This is a genomic window from Candidatus Zixiibacteriota bacterium (assembly GCA_016933955.1).
Lineage (GTDB): Bacteria > Zixibacteria > MSB-5A5 > GN15 > PGXB01 > JAFGTT01.
Map to the genome: position 1 here is coordinate 40,181 of JAFGTT010000011.1, position 21,536 is coordinate 61,716.

Below are 21,536 nucleotides of genomic sequence, written 5' to 3' on the forward strand. Positions count from 1 at the left end.
CTCTGCCTACTTCTCCCGGCGGTGATGATTTTCCTGATGGATTATTATCCCGAATTTGCCCTGGTACCGTTCATGTTGATCATAGGTGTTGTCGCCGCCTATGTAATCCTTGCCAAACCCTTTACAGGGCTCATGATTTACCTTGTCTTCCTGTTAATCCGTCCGCAGGAATTCGTTCCTTTCCTGATGGCGGTGCCCATCCCGCTGGAACGGATAGTGGCCATTATGCTCATTGTCAGTATGTTGATTTTCCTGAAAAGAGAATACCGGATGAAAATCAACATTACCAGTATCGATTACGGTATTGTCATATTCATACTGGTTTGTTTGTTGTCTGTTGTTTCAGCTATCTGGATCACCGGAGCCTGGGAAACATGGAACAAGTTACTTCGCCTGGGGATCGTCTATTTATTCATAAGTCAGTTGATCAGAAATCGGAAGCAGTTTAAAGGTTATGTTATTTTTGTTATCCTGGCGGCCGCTTTCCATGCCTCGGCGGCGGTTATAAGGTACTATATGGGTATCAGGGAACTGGAAATGGGCATTGAAAGAGCCACCGGCATCGATCTTTCCTACGGCGACCCGAACTCCCTGGCTCCGACTATCATTTATACGCTTCCATTAGTATACTGCTATTTTGTTTCGACTTCATCTAAGATGATAAAAGCTTTTCTGATTATGATCAGTCTGGTTATGCTGTGGTGCGTTGTTTTAACCGGTTCCAGAACCGGTTTTGCCGGCCTGGCATTCTTTGGCCTGATGGTTTTGTATTTCAATAAATCAAAATTCAGAAACCTGATCATCATCCTGATTGCGATGTTTGTCTTGATACCTTTTATTCCCGGTCAGTATATAGAACGTTTCGAAAGTATAACCGACCTCGGTTCCAACAACGGGGCGGCTCAATCGGCGCATGGTCGTATTGACGGATTAATCCTGGGGATGAAAATGATGCTTGATCGTCCAATTTTGGGATATGGTATAGGATGTTATGGTATCGCCAATGCTCTTATCTATACCCATTATTACTACGAGTCGCACAGCCTGCCGGGGCAGATTTTCGGAGAACTTGGTCTTCTTGGCCTGATTGTCTTTATTATCTGGATGTACGCGCTTTTCAAAGGCATTAAAAGATTAAAGCAGTATTTCTCGAAATTTAGGGATCGGGATAAGTTTTTGTATAACGTCGTCATTGCCCTCAATATAGAATTATTGCTATTGTTTTTTATTGGCCTGGCGGGACATAACCTGTATCGTTATAACTGGTTTATTCTATCCGGTGCGGTGACGGTATTACTGAATATGATCAGATCCGACGGGCCCATAGGAGAACCGGAACCCGGACCGGGGCCCACCGAAGCGGTCTGAGCTGTTAATATTAGTGATGGATTAAATAATGGATTTCAAGAGGTATCTGATCGAAAAAATATTTCGACCGCTCTATTTCTTTAAGGAAGGACAAAACTGGGGCCCGATACAAAAATATCTGGCCGACTCTCAATATTTCCCGGATGAGAAATTGAAGGAAATCCAGCTGGAGAATTTGAAAGCACTGGTGAAATATGCTTCGGAGCATTGCCGGTACTACCATGACCTTTTCGAGAGTTGGGGTATTTCATCGTCCGCTATCAACTCCCTTTCGGATCTTGAAAAAATACCGATTCTCGGGAAGGAAGATATCAGAAATAGTCTTGACCTGATGATTTCGGATGAATTCGAAAGGGACAGGCTGTATCCGATCCGGACCGGCGGTTCAACCGGTTATCCGTTGAAGCTGTTTTCCGACAGTCACGGAATGGAATTTCGCCAGTGTGTGGCTCTCCGACACGATTTCTGGGCGGGGTACAGCCCCGGCAAAAAACTGGCGGCCATCTGGGGCGATACCGACAAGAAATACACTTTCAAGGAGAAACTGCGGAACGCTCTTCTGCAACGCACCATATATCTCGACACGCTGAAAATGAACCGGGAGTATATGCTGGGATTTGTGAAGAGAGTGCGTAAATTCAAACCGAAATATATGATGGGGCATTCTCATTCGATTTATATGCTGGCCTGTTTTGTTGAAAAGAACAAAATCGATATCCTCGACCTGGAGGGGATAATCACCACGGCCGAGATGCTGTACGATAATGAGCGGAAGAAGATCGAAGCAGTGTTTGGAAATGTCGTATACAATCGGTACGGCTGTGAGGAAGTCGGATTGATTGCCTCGGAATGCGAGCGGCATGACGGCCTGCATATCAATGCCGACGGGTTGATTGTCGAAGCGGTCGGGGCCACCGAAACAGAGCCGGGCCGGTTGATTATTACGGACTTGAAAAACCACGCGGTCCCCCTGATTCGCTATGAAATAGGTGATCTGGCCACTGTCAGGAACGATCCCTGCGCCTGTGGCCGGGGGCTCCCGAGACTCGGAAAAATAACCGGCCGAACCTCGGATTTCCTGTATACTCCCGATGGGCGGATGATTTCCGGGATTTCCATTCTGGATACCTACGTTATACATATCGAGGGTTTTGACCAGGTACAGATTGTCCAGAACAAAATCGATGAGCTTGATTTCAACATTGTCAAATCCGATAATTTTACCGGGAAATCGGTTGAGATTCTGAAGGAAACGATTCAAAAGGTTTTCGGCGCGCCGATGAAATGTAATATAAATTATGTCGATGAAATCCCGGCCACCGCCAGGGGAAAATTTCGCTTCACGGTATGCAATATTGATGAGCCCGGCCGATAGAAAATGAATATTCTGATAATAGACGAAGAATTTCCATACCCTCTCAATTCCGGGAAAAATATCCGGAATTTCAATCTGGCCAGACACTTGGCAAAGAGCAACAGGGTCTATTATCTGGCTTATGGCAGGGATGAGTCCGATGGTTTCAGGTTTATGGCCTCGGCCGGGATGACCCCCATTGCGGTGGATGAAATCGACCGGAAACAAACCGGGCCGGCCTTTTATTTGAAATTGCTGATGAATATTTTTTCGCCGAGGCCATATATAGTGACCAGTCACTATTCCGCCAGGTTTGAAAGTAAATTGGTTGATCTTCTGAAAGAAACCGGATTCGATATTCTGGCCGCCCAATGGACCCCTTACGCTCTTTTTATGAAAAATATTAAGAATGTTAAAAAAATCCTTCTGACCCAGAATATAGAATCAGCTATCTGGCAAAGGTACTATGAGAATGAATCGAATCCGCTCAGGCGATGGTATATTAATCTTCAAAGAAAGAAAATCGATAATTTCGAACGGCAGTGCCTGACATGGGTCAATGGGGCAACAGCAGTATCGGAGTCCGAAGCGACGACCTTAAAAGAATTAAATAAGAATTGCCCGGTTGAAATTATTGAAAACGGCGTTGACATCGAATATTTCAGTCCAAAACAGACCGAAGTTGATCCCAACCTGCTGACCTTTACCGGTTCCATGGACTGGCGTCCCAACCAGGATGCCGTTTTATATTTTGTTCAGGAAATATTTCCGCTTCTGAAAAATATCAATCCCCGGGTGAAAACCCTGATAGTCGGGCGGACGCCCCCCGAGAAAATAAAGACTCTGTCCCGTATTGACGGTATCGAGGTGACCGGGACGGTGGATGATGTTCGGCCCTATATCGCCCGCGCGGCTCTTTATATCGTTCCGCTTCGGATCGGCGGGGGATCGCGACTTAAGATACTTGAAGCCATGGCCATGAAAAAGCCGGTGGTTTCGACGACTATTGGTGCTGAGGGTTTGTATGTCGGGGACGGGGAAAATATTATTCTGGCTGATAATCCCCACTACTTTGCCGAAGCCTGCGCCGGGGCCCTGCGGGATCGGGAGGCCTCGGCGGCTCTGGCCGAAAATGGTTTCAATCTGGTTCATCAGAGATACAGCTGGAATACGATCGGCGATAGACTGCAAGATTTTTTCAACATGGTACTGACGGGAAAAACAGTTTGAAAAACGGCAAAAATGTAATTCTGCATCTCCGGGGATCGGAGTTTTACGGCAGTCCGGAACGTTTGATTGTCGGGCAGGTGGTGAGTCTGGATGATTTTGAATTCGTCTGTGCCACCTACCTGAAACCAGGCCAATCCAGCGAATATCTCGAAGAATTACGCAAAAGAAATATCACATGTGCCGAAATCACGGGGGAACGCCCTCTTGATTTAAATATCCCCCGGCAGATCAGGGACATAATAGGCGATTATGGGGTCGATCTGGTCGTCACTCATGAATATAAATCAAATTTCTATGGTTATCTGGCCCTGCGAAAACTGCCGGTTCCACAAGTTGCCCATTTTCACGGCTGGACACAGGAAGGGCCGCGGGTTAAATTATACAACTGGCTTGACCGCCGAATTCTCCCCCGGGTGGATGCCGTTATTACGGTTTCTCATGCCACCGCCGGGCTTTTGAGGAAGGCGGGTGTCGGGTCGGATAAAATTGAGGTTGTTTATAATGCGGTCGAGTTCGATGATTCTTATATTCCACCCATCAGAACCAGAGGCAACAGGGTAAAGATCGGTTATATTGGCCGGTTAAGTTATGAAAAGGGGCTTCATGTTCTTTTGACAGCGCTGCGTGATTTGAAAAATTTGCCGATCCCGTTTGTACTTGAAATCTATGGAAGCGGCCCGGAAAAATCGACATTGAAAGCAATGGTGGAGGAGTTCGGCCTTTCAGATCAGGTGGTTTTCATGGGTTTCCGCAAAGACATTGATGAAGTCTATAAAACGCTCGACTTCCTGGTTCTCCCGTCGCTTTCGGAAGGTCACCCGGTTACTATTCTCGAAGCCTGGAAACATGGCCTGGGTATAATTGCATCCAGGGCCGGCGGGATTCCAGAGGTTGTGGAGAACGGGAAAGAAGGAATCCTTGTGGATGTGGGAGATACTACAAGTCTTTCCGGGGCAATAACGAAAGGGCTGGAGGATTCAAACCTGATGGATCTGTATGGCTCAAATGGTCTGGAACGTCTTAAAAGGGAATTTACCTTTAAAGCCCACACCGGAAAAATATCCGCGCTGTATAAAAGGCTTCTGGAACAGAGTTGATATGGCTGGTTTTATGCGAAAGATAAAAGTCCTGTATATTATCGATAACCTGATAAAGGGGGCCGGGACCGAGAACCAGCTACTTGGATTAATCACCCATCTTGATAAAAGCGAGTTTTTCTGTACAATGGTAACCCTTCAGCCTTTGAACATCGAAATCCGGTCATTGCTTGGAGAATCCGGATGTGATTATCTCTGCCTTGACGTAAATAAGCTATTGAGTTTGAATGGCCTTAAAGCCATGATGCGGCTTCGGAAATATATCAGAAACAACAGGATTGATATTGTCCAGACTTTTTTCATTGATGCCAATATTATCGGGGTTATGACCGCATTTCTGGCCGGTCATTGCCGATGTGTGGTCAGCCGCCGGGATCTGGGTTACTGGTACACGCCGCGGCTTCTTTTTTATCTGCGCCGTTTGAATCGTCTGGCCGATTATTTTCTGGTCAATGCCGAAGCGGTCAAGAAAGTGGTATCGAAAACCGAAAGGGTTAAACCGGAAAAGATCAAGGTGATCTATAACGGTGTCTTCAAACTGCCCGGTGAGGTTAATCCGAATATAAATAGGAGGGCTTTCAATATTCCGGCCGAGGCTTCGGTGGTGGGAATTGTCGCCAATCTGAGACCGGTAAAGAGACTTGATGTTTTTATTCGGATGGCCGCATCACTTCCAAACCAAAACGTATATTTCATGATAATCGGGAAGGGCGATGAACGCGACAATTTACTAAATCTTGCTCGCGAGATGAAATTGGATTCGCGGCTGATAATAACTCATTCTGCCGAGAACATATATGATTACATTTCGCTATTCGATATCGGGGTCCTGACATCCGATTCCGAGGGCCTTTCCAATACGTTGATTGAATACCAGTTATGCGGCATACCGGCCGTTGCCTTTGAGGTCGGAGGGAATGGCGAAATCATTGTTGATGGTCAGACCGGATTTCTTATTGCCGAAAAGGACCCGCTGGTGATGGCGGAGAGAATCAGTCTACTATTGAATGACCGGCCATTGCGCGATGAGATGGGTCGTGCCGCCGCCGCCTCCGCTAAAACAAGGTTTGCGGGGGATAAAATGATAAAAGATACCTGCGATTTTTACAAATCCATTGCGGGAAGCAATTAAAAGCGTTTTTATTCATTTGCGAGTTAAAAAATTGAACTGCGTATTGTATAAGGCAATAGCATATGTTCAAGAATTTAACATGAGGGATCGCGAAAAGAAATAAGCCGATTCCGTCCGGGAAATGTAACAAGTTACGTCACAATGGCATGTGACGCTCCGGTCAAACCCGGATGGCGGGCATAAATTTTGCATAGCAGTTCACGTTCGAAGGAGAATCGAATTTGGATAACCGGTGATCAGAAAGTTATGAACGAAACCAAGCTTGCTTAATAGAAGAGGTTATATGTCCCTGGCGAATATTAAAATTCAAATTTACCATTTTTATACCGATCATGTGACTAGGATACGGGCTTAATTACAGCCCAAGGGGGTAAGAATCGTTTTGGACCGTTTTTACATGCTAATGTTGGAAAATCCGGCATCGGATCGTTTATTAAATTTATGGCAACAGGAGCAACAATGAAAAATATCAGGGACATCAAAGGGAAAGCCGTTTCCGTCAGATTATCCATAAACCTGTTTTTTGCAATAATCCTGTTATTTGCAATAAATGCCCAGGCGGCGTATAATCATGTGGAATTGTCATCGTCCAGTCTTCCTTATACCGCCCACTCCAACGACAGTATAACCATCGCCGGGACGAAAATTACCACTGCCGGCAACGGGATTACCATCAGCGGTGTCAGCAATGTTTTTGTGAATCTGGGGACCGACACCCTTCAATTCGGTGACGGTTACGGCGACAGCAAAGTCGGCATAGAAATCGGAAGTAATGCCAGTAACATTAAAATATATGGTGGCAATATCAGGCATGGGGGCGGAACCGGCACATCGGATAGCTCCTGGAATAATGTCTGCCTGAGAGTATCCTCCGTGAATACGCTTTTAATCCGGAACACGAGGATGGAGGTGTACGGTTGGAATGGCCATAATATTTATAATCCCGGCGGCAATATTGTCAATGCTGAGATAGACGGCGGACGTTTTATTGACCACGTGGCCGGGTTCGTCAGCCGCTGTGAGATGCATGCTACCTCGATTCTGTTCGGGAATCCGTCCAATGTTCCGACTCCGCCGAATTATAACTGGAAAATACACGACCTCTACATTGACTGCTGGCATAGCGGTATTTTCGGAGGCGGGTTGTTATTGGTTTATAATTGTACTTTGTTCGTTGATGCCAAAAACGACCTGTACAGCTATCCCAGCGATAATTTCTGCCATACCTCGAGTAGTTCCGGGGGTATTTCACTATGGAAACCGTACGCCGGAACAAAAATACACCATAACGTAGTCATAGCCGGAACCCAGAATGAAGGTTGCGAGCTCGGGTTCGCGGTCAGCTATGGATCAGGAACGGCCGCCAATCCGATCGAATTCTATAACAATAAGGCGATTTTGCATCGCGGTCAGGACGATTATTATAACGGTGTTACCACCAAGGGCTTAAAACAGCGCTGGGGGAATAAGTATATCAAGTGGTATGATAATGAGTTTTATGTTTCAGCTCACCCCGATTCTGGTTCTCATGCTCTTGCATGGGGCAGGGCTTGCGAAGGTATTGACCTTATTTTTACCAGTGCGGCTTATGGTTCCGAGGGGCCAAGTCAGGATAGTTTCACGGTTTTTGAGAGAAATCATATTGAGGCCGTAGCTCTTAATTCCAGTGTTTCCGCGGCGACCGGGATACGACTGACCGTCCGCAATGAATATGATGATTATGATTTTACCAGTGCCGGGAATGCATTCCGCAATAATTATTTCGAAAGCAGTACCACCGGAATCGATCTTGGAAAAGGTGACGGGGGGCCGGCATCGACGGTTTTATTCCAGGGCGATACGGTTGCTACGGCTCCCATTACCTTCGGTTATAATACCTTTGAAGTCGGGGACTGGGGCGGTGCCAGTAAAGATAATATCGCCCGGGACGTTGTCTATCTGGGCGAGGCATCAGCCACCGATATTTACTGGGATCCGTCATCAACCGCGGCGGGAAGCGATATCAGTCTCGAGAAAACCCTGGTTATTACGGTTACGGGGAGTAATGGTGCCGGGGTGGATAACGCCTCCGTCAGGGCTATAAACAACTATGGCCAGACGGCGTTCAGCACAACCACCAATGCCTCCGGGGTGGCTACCGGCGTGGCCAGATATCTCCATGCGTTCAAGAGCATTTCCGACTCGACAGGGTACAATAATTTTAAAATTATCGCAAAAAAGGGAACTGACAGTACTGTCATCAGTTCTCTTCAGGTAACGGCCGCCGTCAGTCCCATAAATATGGTCTTGGACAGCACCGAAGGTCTCCCTCCGGCGGTCAATGATCTTGATATCGAATCTGTCGCTGGTAGTACGATAACCCTGACCTGGACTGCGCCGGGTACAGCCGGGGCCGACAGTATGGCCAGTCTGTACGATATTCGCTATTCGACCCAGAAAATTGACCTCAATAATTGGAATCAGGCCACCCAAGTCAGCGGCGAGCCAAATCCTGCGGTTTACGGTACCACCCAAACCTGTAACGTGACCGGTCTTACCGGTAGTATCTATTATTTCGGGATGAAGGCTAGGTACGGTACCGACCGGTGGTCGACGCTTTCCAATATTGCCAGTAGTGATACCACACCTCCGGCGGCGGTCATCATTTCGGCAATCCCCGGATTTGGCGTCGGGGAAATATATCTGAGTTGGTTACCATCCGAAGATAACGACGCGCTTGGAGTGGCCTCATCGTATGCGGTAAGATATTCGGTGCAGAGTTTCGACGAATCAGGCTGGGATGAAGTCGATGTTTATGATGATGATTTCGTCCCCGACAACCTGTATAATCAAATAAGTCTGGATATGTCAGGCGGCGGCATCACCGCGGGTGAAGAGTATTATATTGCCGTAAAAGCCAGGGATGAGGCCGGGAATTTATCGGATATTTCCAATGTTGTTTCGGCTATCGCCAGATCCGATATGTCTCTTGATGAAGGTCAGGAAATAGCCGCTCTGTCACCGAGGAATTACGGGGTCGTGCACAGCCGCCAGCCGACCCTGGTAATCAATAATATAGACAGTGAATCGGAACTGACTTATGAATTCGAGGTCGCCCTGGATTCCACGTTTTCGGACATTATCGCCAGCGGTAGTATGTCACAGGGTGATGAAGAGGTGACCATCTGGCAGGTTCCGGTCGAACTTGATCCGTTCGAAACCTATTGCTGGCATGCCGTCTCCAGTATGCTGGATTCGACAGCGAGTAATTTCTTTATGATCAGACCGGAATCGCATGCCTACCCCAATCCTTTCAATCCGGCAACCGATGGATTTTGCTATTTTACGGAACTCCCGGAAAATGCCAGCCTGCTTTTAATGACGGTGTCCGGTTCGACCGTTAAAAAATGGTCCGATATATCCGGGGGAGAGGTTGCCTGGGATGGGACTAATGAGGACGGCAATATGGTGGCGTCGGCCACCTATCTCTGGTTCGTTGAAAATTCCGACATTCACGGGAAGATTATAGTTATTCGTTAAGAAATTCATTTCCGTTTCCGGCAATCCCCGGTCTGACCGGACGGATTGCATGGGAATTCGATTAAATGGCCTAAACATTATCTGTCAAGCTCTGGCTGATTTTGATTGGCTTATGATATAAAGACAAGTTATTTCGGCTGAGTGAAACTGCTCGTCATTGTCTGCTGGTTTTCCGGAATAATCCAACCAATTTTGAGGCCGAATCTTTAACATCGAAACGCCCGGCCGCAGTTTCTTTTGCAGATTCGAATATACGACGTAATTCCGGTTGTTCTATAACCTGTAACATAGCCTCGGAAAGGGCCTTCGGATCATGGGACGGAATTCTGATAGCCGGGGTGTTTTTAATCACTTCCCGTAATCCGATACAATCGGAGGCAATCAGCGGAATGCCGGCGGTCAATGTCTCACAGGCCAGAAGACCCCAGGCCTCCCAGATCGACGGCATCAAAACCGCGCCGCAACCTTTCATGATGGGAGAGATATCCGAACCGAAAGGAAGAAAATGAAAAAAACGATCCAGGCCTTTCTGAGTAACATCATTCTTATACTGTCTTTCGAAATCACCGGAACCGACGGCCAGAATGATAAAATCATGGTATTCTCGGCCGGAATGGACAATTGAATCGACCGCATCGATAATATAGTTAAAACCTTTCTGAGGCATAAAGCGCCCGAAGAAACCGAAGATGAATTTATTTTCGGGAAATCCCAATTGCTTTCTCAGCTTATGGTCAGCATCGGGAACCGGCTCAAGAAAGCGCTCCGCCTGGATTCCATTATTGATAACCACCCAGCCCTCTTTTTTTCTCCCGAAATCGGGAAAGGCTTCTTTGAAATGTTCCAGGATATCGCTGCCGACGCCATGAAAGACGGTAACATTTTTAAGAGACTGCTTCAGGATTAATTTCTTGAAAACCGCCAGCCTTCCGCTTAGATATTTGTCTTCGAGTATGCCGTGAATGGTCAGTACGTGGGGAACTCTGAATATCCAGTTTACCAGACCGGTATGAAAAGCCGAGAAGAATCCCTGGCTATGAATTAAATCATATTTGTTTTTGGTAAGCATCCGGGCAACATGGTAAAACAGGACATTTTTGCCCCATATCGGTCGAGCCCATTCGATTTTAATACCTTCAGACGTCATGTCTTTTATCAGATGATCTTTTTCAATACTGGGATTGGCCAGGATGGTTATATCGAATTCATCCTTGGGAAAATAATGATAGTTATATTTAAGATAAGTTCTGATGCCACCCAGGGGCCACATGCATACGATCAGGATTTTCTTTTTTCTCATATCAAACAAAGGTGACGACTGATAGCCTATCTCATCGATTCATGATTTTTATCAGGGCTTCATTGACCGCCCGGGCCATGACCTCATATCCGGCGTCGTTCGGTTCAATAGGGCCCCGGGAGAGGTCGTTCCTTAAGTAACCTGTTGAATCGGAAAGAATTAGGTTAAAATCAATATATTCGATTCCGTTACTGCGGCAATAGGATTTAAGCCAATTATTGAACAGGGCGAGGCTGTCCATTATCGCATAATCGCCAAAGTTGTATTCATCGGATTCAAGACCGTCTTCGCGAAGGGGAATTATTGTGGCCGGAAGTGGTTTTATGGAATTAAAACGAGCCATATCCAGCATACTCATCATGTAATCTTCCATTTCCTCAACCGAAGTTTCCGGCCTGAAATTGTAGGAACTTATCTCAATAACTACCGCCGTAGGTTTAAGTTTGGTAACATCCGGTCTAAACCTTAGAGGAAAGCCCGAAAAGCGCTGGCCGGAAACACCTCTGTTTAGAGCCTGAATGTCAGGGAAATAATGCCTCATATCCCAGTTTTCGATTACCTGACTCCCCAGAAATACGACCCGGCGGGGATTTGATGAATCGGAATACAGCGATTGATTTTCTTTGACGTATCGATCTCTTCGGGAATATTCGCTGGTCACTTTCAGGTATTTGTCCAGAAAGTAGTTAACATTGGATCTGTATCCGGCGGCCCGAATAATGATATAAGGGATCGTCAGGTTCAAAGCCAGGGACAAAACCAGAATTACCTTCCATTTCCGACTCATGATTACTCCCGGGGTTTACTAATAAGCCATAAAAATAGGCGATATCGCCGATTGGGGCAATAAAAATACCCTGTCGGAAAGCAATATTATCCGAATTACCGGTTGACCGATTCAGGGTCATTTTTTATACATATATCGACAATCTAAAAAAAAATCCCATTAAGCCGATATATAGACTGCGTATTTTAGTTATTATCTTGAAACGACTTAAAGAAATATGGGCCAAAAATCTTTTTTTATTTTATTCGGATATAATATATCTTAGATTAAAGGTCGAAATATTCCATAAATGATACAAAGGAATTGATTTTGGAGTTTAATAAAGACAGTCTGAAAATCGATGCCGCGGCCGTTACCGAAGAACTCTGCCAGACCGTTCTTAAACAGATTCGGGGAACCATGAAAAAAGGCGGAGCCGTGATTGGCATATCGGGCGGGATTGATTCCTCGGTGTGTGCGGCTCTATGTGCGCGGGCCCTGGGACCCAAAAGAGTCCTGGGAATAATGATGCCTGAGCATGAATCGGCCGGGGAAAGCCGCGATCTGGCCGAGAAACTGGCGGCTCAATTTGGATTTGAAGCTATTGTGGATGAAATCTCCGGCGGCCTGGAGGGGATGGGGTGTTATCGGCGCCGGAATGAGGCCATCAAAAGGGTTTTCCCTGAATTCGATGAGAAAAAGGATAAGTGCAAAATCGTTATTCCGCAGAATATCCTCGAAAAAGAAACCTTCAACTTTTTCAATTTAACTATCGAAGATAAATCCGGCCGGGAAAAATCGAAACGAATGCCGCCGGATGTGTATCTTCAGGTGGTAGCTTCATCGAATCTCAAACAACGATTACGGATGACCACGCTTTATTATTATGCCGAAAAGAAGAACTGGGCGGTGGTGGGAACCGGCAACAAAGATGAACATATGCAGGGCTTTTTTGTCAAGTATGGCGATGGCGGGGCCGATCTGAAACCGATTGCGCATCTTTTCAAAACGCAGGTTTATCAGGTCGCCGAGGAACTGGGAGTCCCGGAAGAAATCATCAAGAGGACACCGACGACCGATACCTACAGCGCCGAGGTCACCCAGGAAGAATTTTTCTACGGGCTTGATTTTTATCGGATGGATATGCTCTGGTATGCCATGGAGAATGATATTCCACCGGAGAAGGCGGCCAAGGTTATCGGAATTACGGCCGAACAGGCCCGGCGAGGTTATGATAATATAGCTCGAAAAATAAAGGCGACGGAATATTTGCGTATGCCGCCGCTGGATATAAAAGATTGAAGATAATATCATTCGGATAATGCAGGATAGTAAACAACATGTCAGATAGTAATGTCATTCGTCAAAAGCTCAGAGATTTCATTACCGACTCATTTTTGATCGGTAGCGATATCGAAAAAATAGAAGATAATGATTCTTTTATGAAACTGGAGATTATCGATTCCACCGGAGTTCTGGAATTGACATCATTCATCGAAACAGAATTCAATATCAATATCGAGGATGAGGAAATGATCCCGGATAATCTCGACTCGATCAATAATCTGGTGACATTTATTGCCGGCAAAATAAAATAAACAATACCTTTTGAAGACATTTTCCAATGGGGGCGGTTGTTTTTTATCACCCCGGAAGCAATCCATGAAAGTCCATGATCTTTTAAAAATAGGTGCCCGGAATTTTCTCGAAAACCGGGCGGTTGTTCATGGTGACCGGGCGATCAAATACCGGCAGCTACTTGCGTCCGTTGAGAAAGTGGCTGAATATCTCGGGCGATTGCCATTTGATAAAGACACCCGGATTGCCCTGCTGTACGAAAATTCCATCGAATATGCGATTCTGTTTTTTGCCATCTTCCGGGCCGGTTTTGTGGCCGTGCCGCTGGATACTTCCCTAAGGGCAGAAAAACTGAATTTTATTATCAATGATTGTCAGGCCCGGATGCTTATGATTCAGACCAAATTCCGCCGCCATCTGGATATTGTCATCGGCAAGAATTCGCCTCTTGAATTTATTCTTTCCAACAAGAACCTGAATTTCAGTCATGAGCGAATCAGGACTACGGTACTATCCGATCTACTGGGGGGAGTCCCGGAGGAAATCGAGATTGTTCAGCCTGAATCGGATGATTCGGAAATGGCCCTGGATATTGACCGGTTAATGGGTCTGGGGGATCAGATGTCCCCGGAACTGGCGGCCATTTTCTATACCTCGGGAAGCACCGGGGCATCGAAAGGTGTCATGCTGTCTCATCGCAATCTGGTTTCCAACACTGTAGCTACGGTTAAATATCTCGAGTTGACCGGCCGCGACGCGGTCCTGGTGATTCTGCCATTTTATTATATTTACGGTAATTCGCTTCTTTTGACGCATGTTCTGGTTGGCGGGACACTCGTGGTCGATAATCGTTTTCTTTACCCTGAGGTGGTTCTGGATACCATGGAAAAGGAAGCGGTGACGGGCTTTTCCGGAGTTCCATCCAATTTTATCATCCTTTTGAACAAATCGACCCTGGCCGAAAGGAAATTCCCGAATCTTCGTTATTTCACGCAGGCCGGCGGTTCAATGGCCCCCGAGATTATTAAGAAGCTGATGAGTTCTTTTCCTGACAAACAGATTTATATTATGTACGGCCAGACCGAGGCGGCTCCGCGGGCATCGTACCTCCCCCCTGAAAAACTCGCCGAAAAACTGGGGTCGATCGGTATCCCGGTCCCGGGGGTGACCTTGAAAGTGGTCGATGATAATGGCCGCGAACTGCCTGATGGTGAGTCGGGTGAATTGCTGATTTACGGCAATAATGTCATGCTGGGGTACTGGAACCAGCCAGCCGAAACGGCCGAGACAATTCGAGATGGCTGGTTGTACACCGGCGATCTGGCCCGCCGGGATGAAGACGGTTTCTTCTTTATCACCGGCCGTAAGAAAGAAATCATAAAAACAGGTGGAAACCGGGTCAGCGCCAAAGAGGTCGAGGAATGCATCCTGGAATTGGACAAGGTTCATGAGGCGGCCGTTATCGGGATTCGCGATGATCTGCTGGGCGAAGCAATTAAAGCGGTGATTGTCCTTCGTGAAGGAATGACGGCCGATAAAAAAGAAATCCAGTATCATTGCCGGACCCGTCTGTCGGAGCATAAGATTCCGAAGTATATCGAATTTATGGAAGTCATGCCGAAATACCAGTCAGGCAAAATCAATAAGCCACTTCTAAAAGAAATGAGCAACACCTGACCGGATGGCAACGCTTTGAATTAAAAGAAAAAATATATGTGTGGCATAGCCGGATATTTTCAGATTGACGGGCGGAAGGAACCCGATCGGGAATTGCTGGTCAATATGGTTACCATGATTCGTCACCGTGGTCCCGATGAATTCGGAGCTTTTTTTGATGATAAAGCCGCCCTCGGTCAGGCCCGTCTATCGATTATAGATTTGAGTACCGGTTCCCAACCTCTGGCCAACGAAGATGAGTCGATCTGGATCACATTCAACGGTGAAATTTTCAATTATGTCGAACTTCGCCCGGAACTGGAAAAACGCGGCCATCGATTCCGCACCCGGTCTGATACCGAAGTGATTGTTCATGCCTATGAAGAATGGGGTCGGGAGTGTGTCAATCGGTTCAACGGGCAGTTCGCTTTTGCCGTGTATGATCGAAACCGCGAATCACTGTTCATTGCCCGCGACCGTCTGGGTATTCGACCGGTTTTTTATACCATCCACAAGGGGCGGTTTTATTTTGCCTCGGAAATCAAGGCTATTTTCGCCGACCGCAAAATTCCCCGAAAGATAGATTTCAAAGGCCTTGACGAAATTTTTACCTGGTGGACCACCTGCCCGCCCCGGACCGCATTTGAGGATATTAATGAATTGGCGGCCGGATGCTATCTCGAAATCGCCGATGGCAAGGTCAACGGCGGTCGTTACTGGAGTATGACCTTTCCGGAAGTATTCGATAAAAACCGTTCGATCGATTCCTGGGCCGAAGAACTGCATGCGCTTCTGGTCGACTCGGTCCGTTTACGGTTAAGGGCCGATGTCCCGGTGGGCGGGTATTTATCAGGAGGGCTGGATTCCTCGGCTACCACCGCCCTTATCAAAAATTTCACGCCCAACCGGATTGAGACCTTTTCCATTGCCTTCAAGGATAAAGCCTATGATGAATCGGAATATCAGAACCAGATGGCCGATTTTCTCGGGACCAATCATAATCAAATTCATTGCGGCTACCGCGATATCGCCGACAATTTCCCACGGGTAATATGGCACGCGGAAAGACCGATAGTCCGAACCGCGCCGACACCGCTTTTGATGCTTTCGGGATTGGTCCGGCAGAATAACTTCAAAGTGGTCTTAACCGGGGAAGGTTCCGATGAGATTCTCGGGGGATATGATATTTTCAAGGAGGTCTTAATTCGTCGCTTCTGGGCTAGATACCCCGATTCGGTTTACCGACCGTTGCTTCTTCGCAGACTGTACCCGACCCTGCCATTGTCCCCGGGAAAAGCCAGATTTTATCTGGAGACTTTTTATAAGACCGGTTTGTCACAGGTCGATGATTATTATTTTTCACATATTCCGCGGATTAATACCACTTCCCGTATCAAAGGCTATTATACCGACCAGGTGAAAGATCTGGTTCGTGATTATGATTCTGTTTCCGTTTTCGGGCGTGATTTGCCGGATGGTTTTAAAAGATGGCACCATCTGTCCCGGGCGCAGTATCTGGAGGCCAAATCGTTATTGTCGGGATACCTTTTAACATCGCAGGGAGACCGGGTTTGCGCGGCCAATGCGGTTGAAGGCAGGTTTCCGTTTCTTGACCACCGGGTGGTCGAATTCGCGGCGAAAATCCCGCCATTGTTTAAGATAATGGGATTAAAAGAGAAGTATGTTTTGAAAAAGGCAATGCAGAAGGAATTACCGCGGAATATTATCGAGCGGGTAAAACAGCCTTATATGGCGCCCGATTCCAACAGCTTTGTCCAGAATGATTCGCCTGAGTATATTGCCGAGATTCTCTCGGAATCCTCAATCAAACGTGTCGGCATCTTTAATGCATTAGCGGTTAACAAATTACGCGAAAAGTGCGGCAAGCTGTCACATGCCCATCTGTCTTTCAAGGATAATATGTCCTTTATCGGGATTCTATCCACCCAGCTTTTATGGCAATTGTTTATTGATGATTTCAGAGCGCCGATAGGCCTGACACAAAAGGACTTCAAGGTGTGGCACGATAATTCCATGAACCGGTAGCCGGTTTGGTTGTTTAAGAAATGAAATGAGGTCAAGTTTTTTATTTACATTCAACCTGGAGAGCCATTAATTCTTGGTGAATCCTGCCCGACGGGGTTGTGATTTCCGGATGAAAGCAGTAAGATAGAATAAATCAAGCGCCAAGTATAGATGCGGGTGGCCATGAACGAGTTTAACGAAAAGACAGGCATGGATAAGAAAAGCGGTTTTGATATTACCGAGATACTGACTATTTTATCCAAAAGAAAATGGCTGATAATTTTGCCGCTGATTCTGGTGACGGCCGTAACGGCGGCCGGAACTTTTCTTATAACCCCGGAATATGAATCATCCGTCATTATCTATATCGGTAATCCGGTCAAGCTATCGGTTGATCTTCAAAGGTTACTGGGTGGTAATATTCGTGAGGGATATCGCAGTTCTTCCGACCGACAGCTGGAATTGCGAAGTTTGCAAAACGAAATAACATCATCACCGTTCATCAAGCAACTGGCGCAGAAATTAAAGCTGGATCAGGACCCCAATCTGGATAATAAGGCGCTCAAGGTACAGGCCTCGCAACCTAATCTTACCCTGGATCAAATTAAACTGGATTTATTGGTTGCCAACCTGAAGGAGAAAATCGGGGTCGGGTTTGTCGGGAATGATCAGATTGAAATCAAGGTCCAATCGACCGATCCGTTCCGGGCCCGCGATATGGCCCAGAATCTGGGCGAGATATTTATCGAAGAAAAAATGAAACAGGAGCTTGGTTCAATCAGAATGTCGCAGGATTTTTCCTATGAGCAACTGGCCAAGTATGAAAAGGACCTTAATGACAAGATTGATGCCAGAACCAGGTTCGAACGGGAATTTATGAAAGTCCAGATCGACGATCCGGTGGCCTCCGATGAAAATCGAAGGGCTATCAATTCCGAGATTTCCTCGGCCAATATCGATATTGAGTTAAAGAAGGACGAAGAGCGTGAATTACTTGCCAGACTTTCGGCATTGACCAATAAGAAATTTGAATTGAATGAATCATCCAATCTTAAAAGACTGAAAAAAGAACTTGAGACGCATATGAGCTCCATTGGAGATTTGATGCTTAAGCATACCTGGAGCGCGCCCGAAATTCTCAATCATAAGACTCGGATGTATTCCCTGATTGGAGATATTGAAGATGAACACCGGGTCCTGGTAAACAAGCAGTTTGATTCCTACGATAAAGACACGCGCGAGACTCTGGCCAATTTGTTTAATGTCCAATTCGAGTTGGAAACCCTGTATTCCAGAAATAATCAATTGAAACTGGCACTTGATGATCTTCGGGCCAAGGTTGACAGGGTCCCGGAATATCAGGCCCGTCTGGATCAACTCGATCGCGAAATTGTCGCGGCCAGGGATTTACGCGACAAATTCAAGGAACAGCAGGAAAGCTCACAAATTTCCCAGGCATTGTTGCGCGAATCGAAGTACCAGGTCATTGAACCGGCCAAAGTTCCGATGGAACCATTTAAACCCCAGCGCAAAAAAATTGTCATGCTTGGTTTCCTGCTGGGGCTGGCCATCGGTGGAGCGGCCACACTTCTGACCGAAATTCTGGACAAGTCTTTCCGCAAGGTGGATGAGATTGAGGCGGCTCTTGGATTTCCCGTTATCGGTGTGGTTCCGCACATAGATTCACTTAAAAAGCTCAAGGTAAAGTAATTCGGAAATGAGCCCGATATAGCGGTAGCCGGGATAAAGACTTTTGGTGATTTTTATGATTTCCCCAATATGAACTATTTTCACACCCTCCTAATTGCATGACGTGCAATAACTTAATTATTGTGCTCGGATGTGAATTTACGGTTTTTTTACCGCATATAAAATGCCGAGTGAAAAACCAATTATTGGCTGATTTTTCTCCTACCGGTCTCTATTAATTATTCTGCAGTTTCAGCTTTTTTCCCTTGCTAAATTATTTAATAATTTTATCTTATATATGTGTTAGAGTAACATAAATTCATAGTTTACACAACCCAAATACCACATAACGGGACTTCGGTCCAAGTCTTATTAATTTGTATTAGTTGGTTAATATTATAAACTGAAGATTTAATGTTACTTTATTCCAAAAATCACATTTTTATCAGGGAGTAATTTCCCCGGGTACGAAAATATAATCAGCAACCATAAATTCGGGAGTGTCATTGACTATGAAAAGTAGCTATAGGTCGCCAGTCAAATGTTGCACATATGAAAAGAATAAACGGGGACAGATAATCAGTTCGATTTTTCTGCCTGTTTTTATTTGTGCACTATTTTTCACATCAATGTCGGCATCGGCCATTGATGTCCGGATGAAGGATTATGATGGTCCGTACAATTTTGTCGAAACGGCCGATTCATGGTTTGATCCTTATCTGAAGGTTAATGGGGTGACCATCAGCCCCATAGTCGATAACAACACCGACCTGGTGGTTTCGATGTGCGATGGACCTCAGGCCTGGCAATTGCTGAAAGAATACACTCCCTGGAAAGATGTCAACCGGTTTGGTTTCTATACCGATCTCGGGGTCGGCTCCAATCAGGAATTGATTTTTGAGGGGATAAGAAATGAAGGCTATGTGACGACGACATCCCTGACGGGCGGGACGATAGTCGGATTCTGGTTACATAACGATGTTAACGGTGATTCGGTATTCAATGGTGATGATTCTTATCTTTTCTCGGAAAGAAGTCTGACTGCGGGATCAGGAGCCAATGAGCACCAGTGGTTCAGGGTTTACGATGTTAGTGCCTATAAAGGAACCGGAGCGACCTACGGTTTCTATTGTGCCACTGAAAGTTTTACCTGCACCGGTGATTTTGATTACCTGTTATATATCGATGACGACCATACGTCATCAAATTTCGATCACAATGATCTAATCCTGGGAATTACCTGCGAAGCTTCGTTGCCGGATGATTGCGGTAATATCCAGCCGGGTGTTCCTCCGAATTATTTCGGAGTGGATACCTCGTATTTTCTCGGCGTACCGGCTTTGCCGCTTCCACCGCCGGACAGCGGGGGGGTGTATATCTGGCTGGATACCACTACCTGGCTATGGACCATTGCCAGTCATATCTACTCCAAGGGCAATTCTCTCGAACAGTTCCATGGCAATGTTGTTGCCCTGTTGGATGAACCTCCGCAACTGGGAGTAAATGTCTTCATAGACAATTTCGAACTATGGTATGATACCGTTTCCAATCGCTGTCTCCAGCAAAATGACCGCTGGGGGTGGTCGCTCTGGGACAGCACCCTCGGTCTTTATGAAATCTGGTGGGATGTTACTACCAAGGAATATAAATTCGGCGCCGGGGATTTGAATGATTTCCTGACCATTCGATTAACAGGAACAGCAATAGATTTCAACATCTGGTCCAGCGGCCATGAAGACCCATTCAACGCCGATGAGATTTATCTCGGCGCTGGCATGATTACTCTGGCCGACATCCCGGGATTCCATGATTACGGCGGTTTCGATGTGATCGATGAATACCAGGCCGCGGTCGGCAGCGATCCGACCAGCGATCCCAACACCAGTGTTTTTTCACGGCATTGCGGGATTGGTTATTCTTATAATAGTCTGGGATTAATTGACTCTTCGGATAGTTATGTATGCGATTCGGACTATGGCTTAAATTATGCCGGTCCATGGGTTTATCAGGCGGACGGCATACAGTTTTCGACTTCCGGAATTCAAAATCAATGTGTCAACAATAATCCGCCGGTCTGTAATCTGCCTGATGATGCCACTTATTTTGTATGCGGGGATTCCACCTTCAGTTTCCCGATTTCCGCCGATGATCCTGATGAAAACCTGATCGAATGCCGAATGGTATCGGGCGATGGCACCTTTGACAGCAATACTTGGTCATTTACGGCGGATGGCCCGGGAGTATATACAGCTTCATTTGAATGCGAAGATTTCTGCGGGGCCATATGTTCCGGAACGGTGAATATTACCGTTCAATATAATTCCGCGCCGGTGATTGATTGTCCGGCAAATATTACAATTGCCTGTGATGAATCAGCCGATCCGGCCAATACCGGGACAGCGACCGCTACCGATGATCATGATCCATCGCCGGATATTACTTTCACTGATAACGAGACGGCCGGAAGTTGCTCTCAGGAGAAAACGATCACCCGAACCTGGACGGCAACCGATGACTGTGGGGCCACTGCCCAGTGTCAGCAGACGATCACGGTGATCGACAATGTTGCCCCGGTGATCAGCTGTCCGGCCAATATCACGATTGAGTGTGACGAATCGACTGATCCCTCGAATACCGGTACCGCCACCGCGACGGATAATTGTGACACCGCTCCGGTGATAACCTATGCCGATGTGGTCAATAGCGATACGATCACCCGAACCTGGACGGCGACCGATGCCTGCGGCAACAGCGCCACCTGCCAGCAGGTGATCACTATCGACGACACCACTGCTCCCGTAATCACTTGCCCGGCCAATATC

Annotated in this window: 14 protein-coding genes; 12 read left to right on the plus strand and 2 right to left on the minus strand. The window is 46.5% G+C overall.

Annotated elements, in window-relative coordinates:
- The first annotated feature begins 24 nt into the window (after window positions 1-24).
- From JXQ28_03525 to JXQ28_03550, 6 genes are all read left to right on the plus strand, one after another.
- Window positions 25-1,368, plus strand: a complete 1,344-nt coding sequence (locus JXQ28_03525; GenBank protein ID MBN2276800.1) for an O-antigen ligase family protein — start codon at window positions 25-27, stop codon at window positions 1,366-1,368.
- A 28-nt stretch (window positions 1,369-1,396) separates the two neighbouring features.
- On the plus strand, window positions 1,397-2,743 hold the full coding sequence (locus tag JXQ28_03530) for a phenylacetate--CoA ligase family protein (GenBank protein ID MBN2276801.1): 1,347 nt from the start codon (window positions 1,397-1,399) through the stop codon (window positions 2,741-2,743).
- 3 nt (window positions 2,744-2,746) lie between these two features.
- Window positions 2,747-3,952 carry a glycosyltransferase gene (locus JXQ28_03535; protein ID MBN2276802.1) on the plus strand — a complete coding sequence of 402 codons (1,206 nt, stop codon included), beginning with the start codon at window positions 2,747-2,749 and terminating at the stop codon, window positions 3,950-3,952.
- Window positions 3,949-5,049 (plus strand): glycosyltransferase family 4 protein, encoded by a 1,101-nt coding sequence (locus tag JXQ28_03540; GenBank protein MBN2276803.1) that lies wholly within the window; start codon window positions 3,949-3,951, stop codon window positions 5,047-5,049. The genes JXQ28_03535 and JXQ28_03540 overlap by 4 nt, the downstream gene beginning before the upstream one ends.
- Window positions 5,050-5,062: 13 nt before the next feature.
- The gene (locus JXQ28_03545; protein ID MBN2276804.1) at window positions 5,063-6,181 is read left to right on the plus strand and encodes a glycosyltransferase; all 1,119 of its coding nucleotides are present in this window, start codon (window positions 5,063-5,065) and stop codon (window positions 6,179-6,181) included.
- A 459-nt stretch (window positions 6,182-6,640) separates the two neighbouring features.
- On the plus strand, window positions 6,641-9,700 hold the full coding sequence (locus JXQ28_03550) for a hypothetical protein (protein MBN2276805.1): 3,060 nt from the start codon (window positions 6,641-6,643) through the stop codon (window positions 9,698-9,700).
- Window positions 9,701-9,854: 154 nt separating this feature from the next.
- Here the strand turns inward: JXQ28_03550 and JXQ28_03555 are convergent, their stop codons facing one another.
- Together JXQ28_03555 and JXQ28_03560 are read right to left on the minus strand one after the other, a co-directional pair.
- Entirely contained in the window at window positions 9,855-11,000 is a 1,146-nt protein-coding gene (locus JXQ28_03555) for a glycosyltransferase family 4 protein (protein ID MBN2276806.1), read from the minus strand.
- A 31-nt stretch (window positions 11,001-11,031) separates the two neighbouring features.
- Entirely contained in the window at window positions 11,032-11,787 is a 756-nt protein-coding gene (locus JXQ28_03560) for a hypothetical protein (protein MBN2276807.1), read from the minus strand.
- A gap of 306 nt (window positions 11,788-12,093) precedes the next feature.
- Here JXQ28_03560 and nadE point away from each other — a divergent pair, with 306 nt between their 5' ends.
- The 6 genes from nadE to JXQ28_03590 form a co-directional block, all read left to right on the plus strand.
- On the plus strand, window positions 12,094-13,068 hold the full coding sequence (nadE, locus tag JXQ28_03565) for an NAD(+) synthase (protein ID MBN2276808.1): 975 nt from the start codon (window positions 12,094-12,096) through the stop codon (window positions 13,066-13,068).
- A gap of 38 nt (window positions 13,069-13,106) precedes the next feature.
- Window positions 13,107-13,364 (plus strand): acyl carrier protein, encoded by a 258-nt coding sequence (locus tag JXQ28_03570; GenBank protein ID MBN2276809.1) that lies wholly within the window; start codon window positions 13,107-13,109, stop codon window positions 13,362-13,364.
- Between the two features lie 64 nt (window positions 13,365-13,428).
- Window positions 13,429-15,021: an acyl--CoA ligase gene (locus JXQ28_03575; GenBank protein MBN2276810.1), complete on the plus strand. Its 1,593-nt coding sequence runs from the start codon at window positions 13,429-13,431 to the stop codon at window positions 15,019-15,021.
- A gap of 36 nt (window positions 15,022-15,057) precedes the next feature.
- The gene (gene asnB / locus JXQ28_03580) at window positions 15,058-17,046 is read left to right on the plus strand and encodes an asparagine synthase (glutamine-hydrolyzing) (GenBank protein MBN2276811.1); all 1,989 of its coding nucleotides are present in this window, start codon (window positions 15,058-15,060) and stop codon (window positions 17,044-17,046) included.
- Between the two features lie 162 nt (window positions 17,047-17,208).
- On the plus strand, window positions 17,209-18,735 hold the full coding sequence (locus JXQ28_03585; protein MBN2276812.1) for a hypothetical protein: 1,527 nt from the start codon (window positions 17,209-17,211) through the stop codon (window positions 18,733-18,735).
- Window positions 18,736-19,226: 491 nt separating this feature from the next.
- Window positions 19,227-21,536: hypothetical protein (locus tag JXQ28_03590; GenBank protein ID MBN2276813.1), on the plus strand; the 2,310-nt coding region annotated here is incomplete at its 3' end.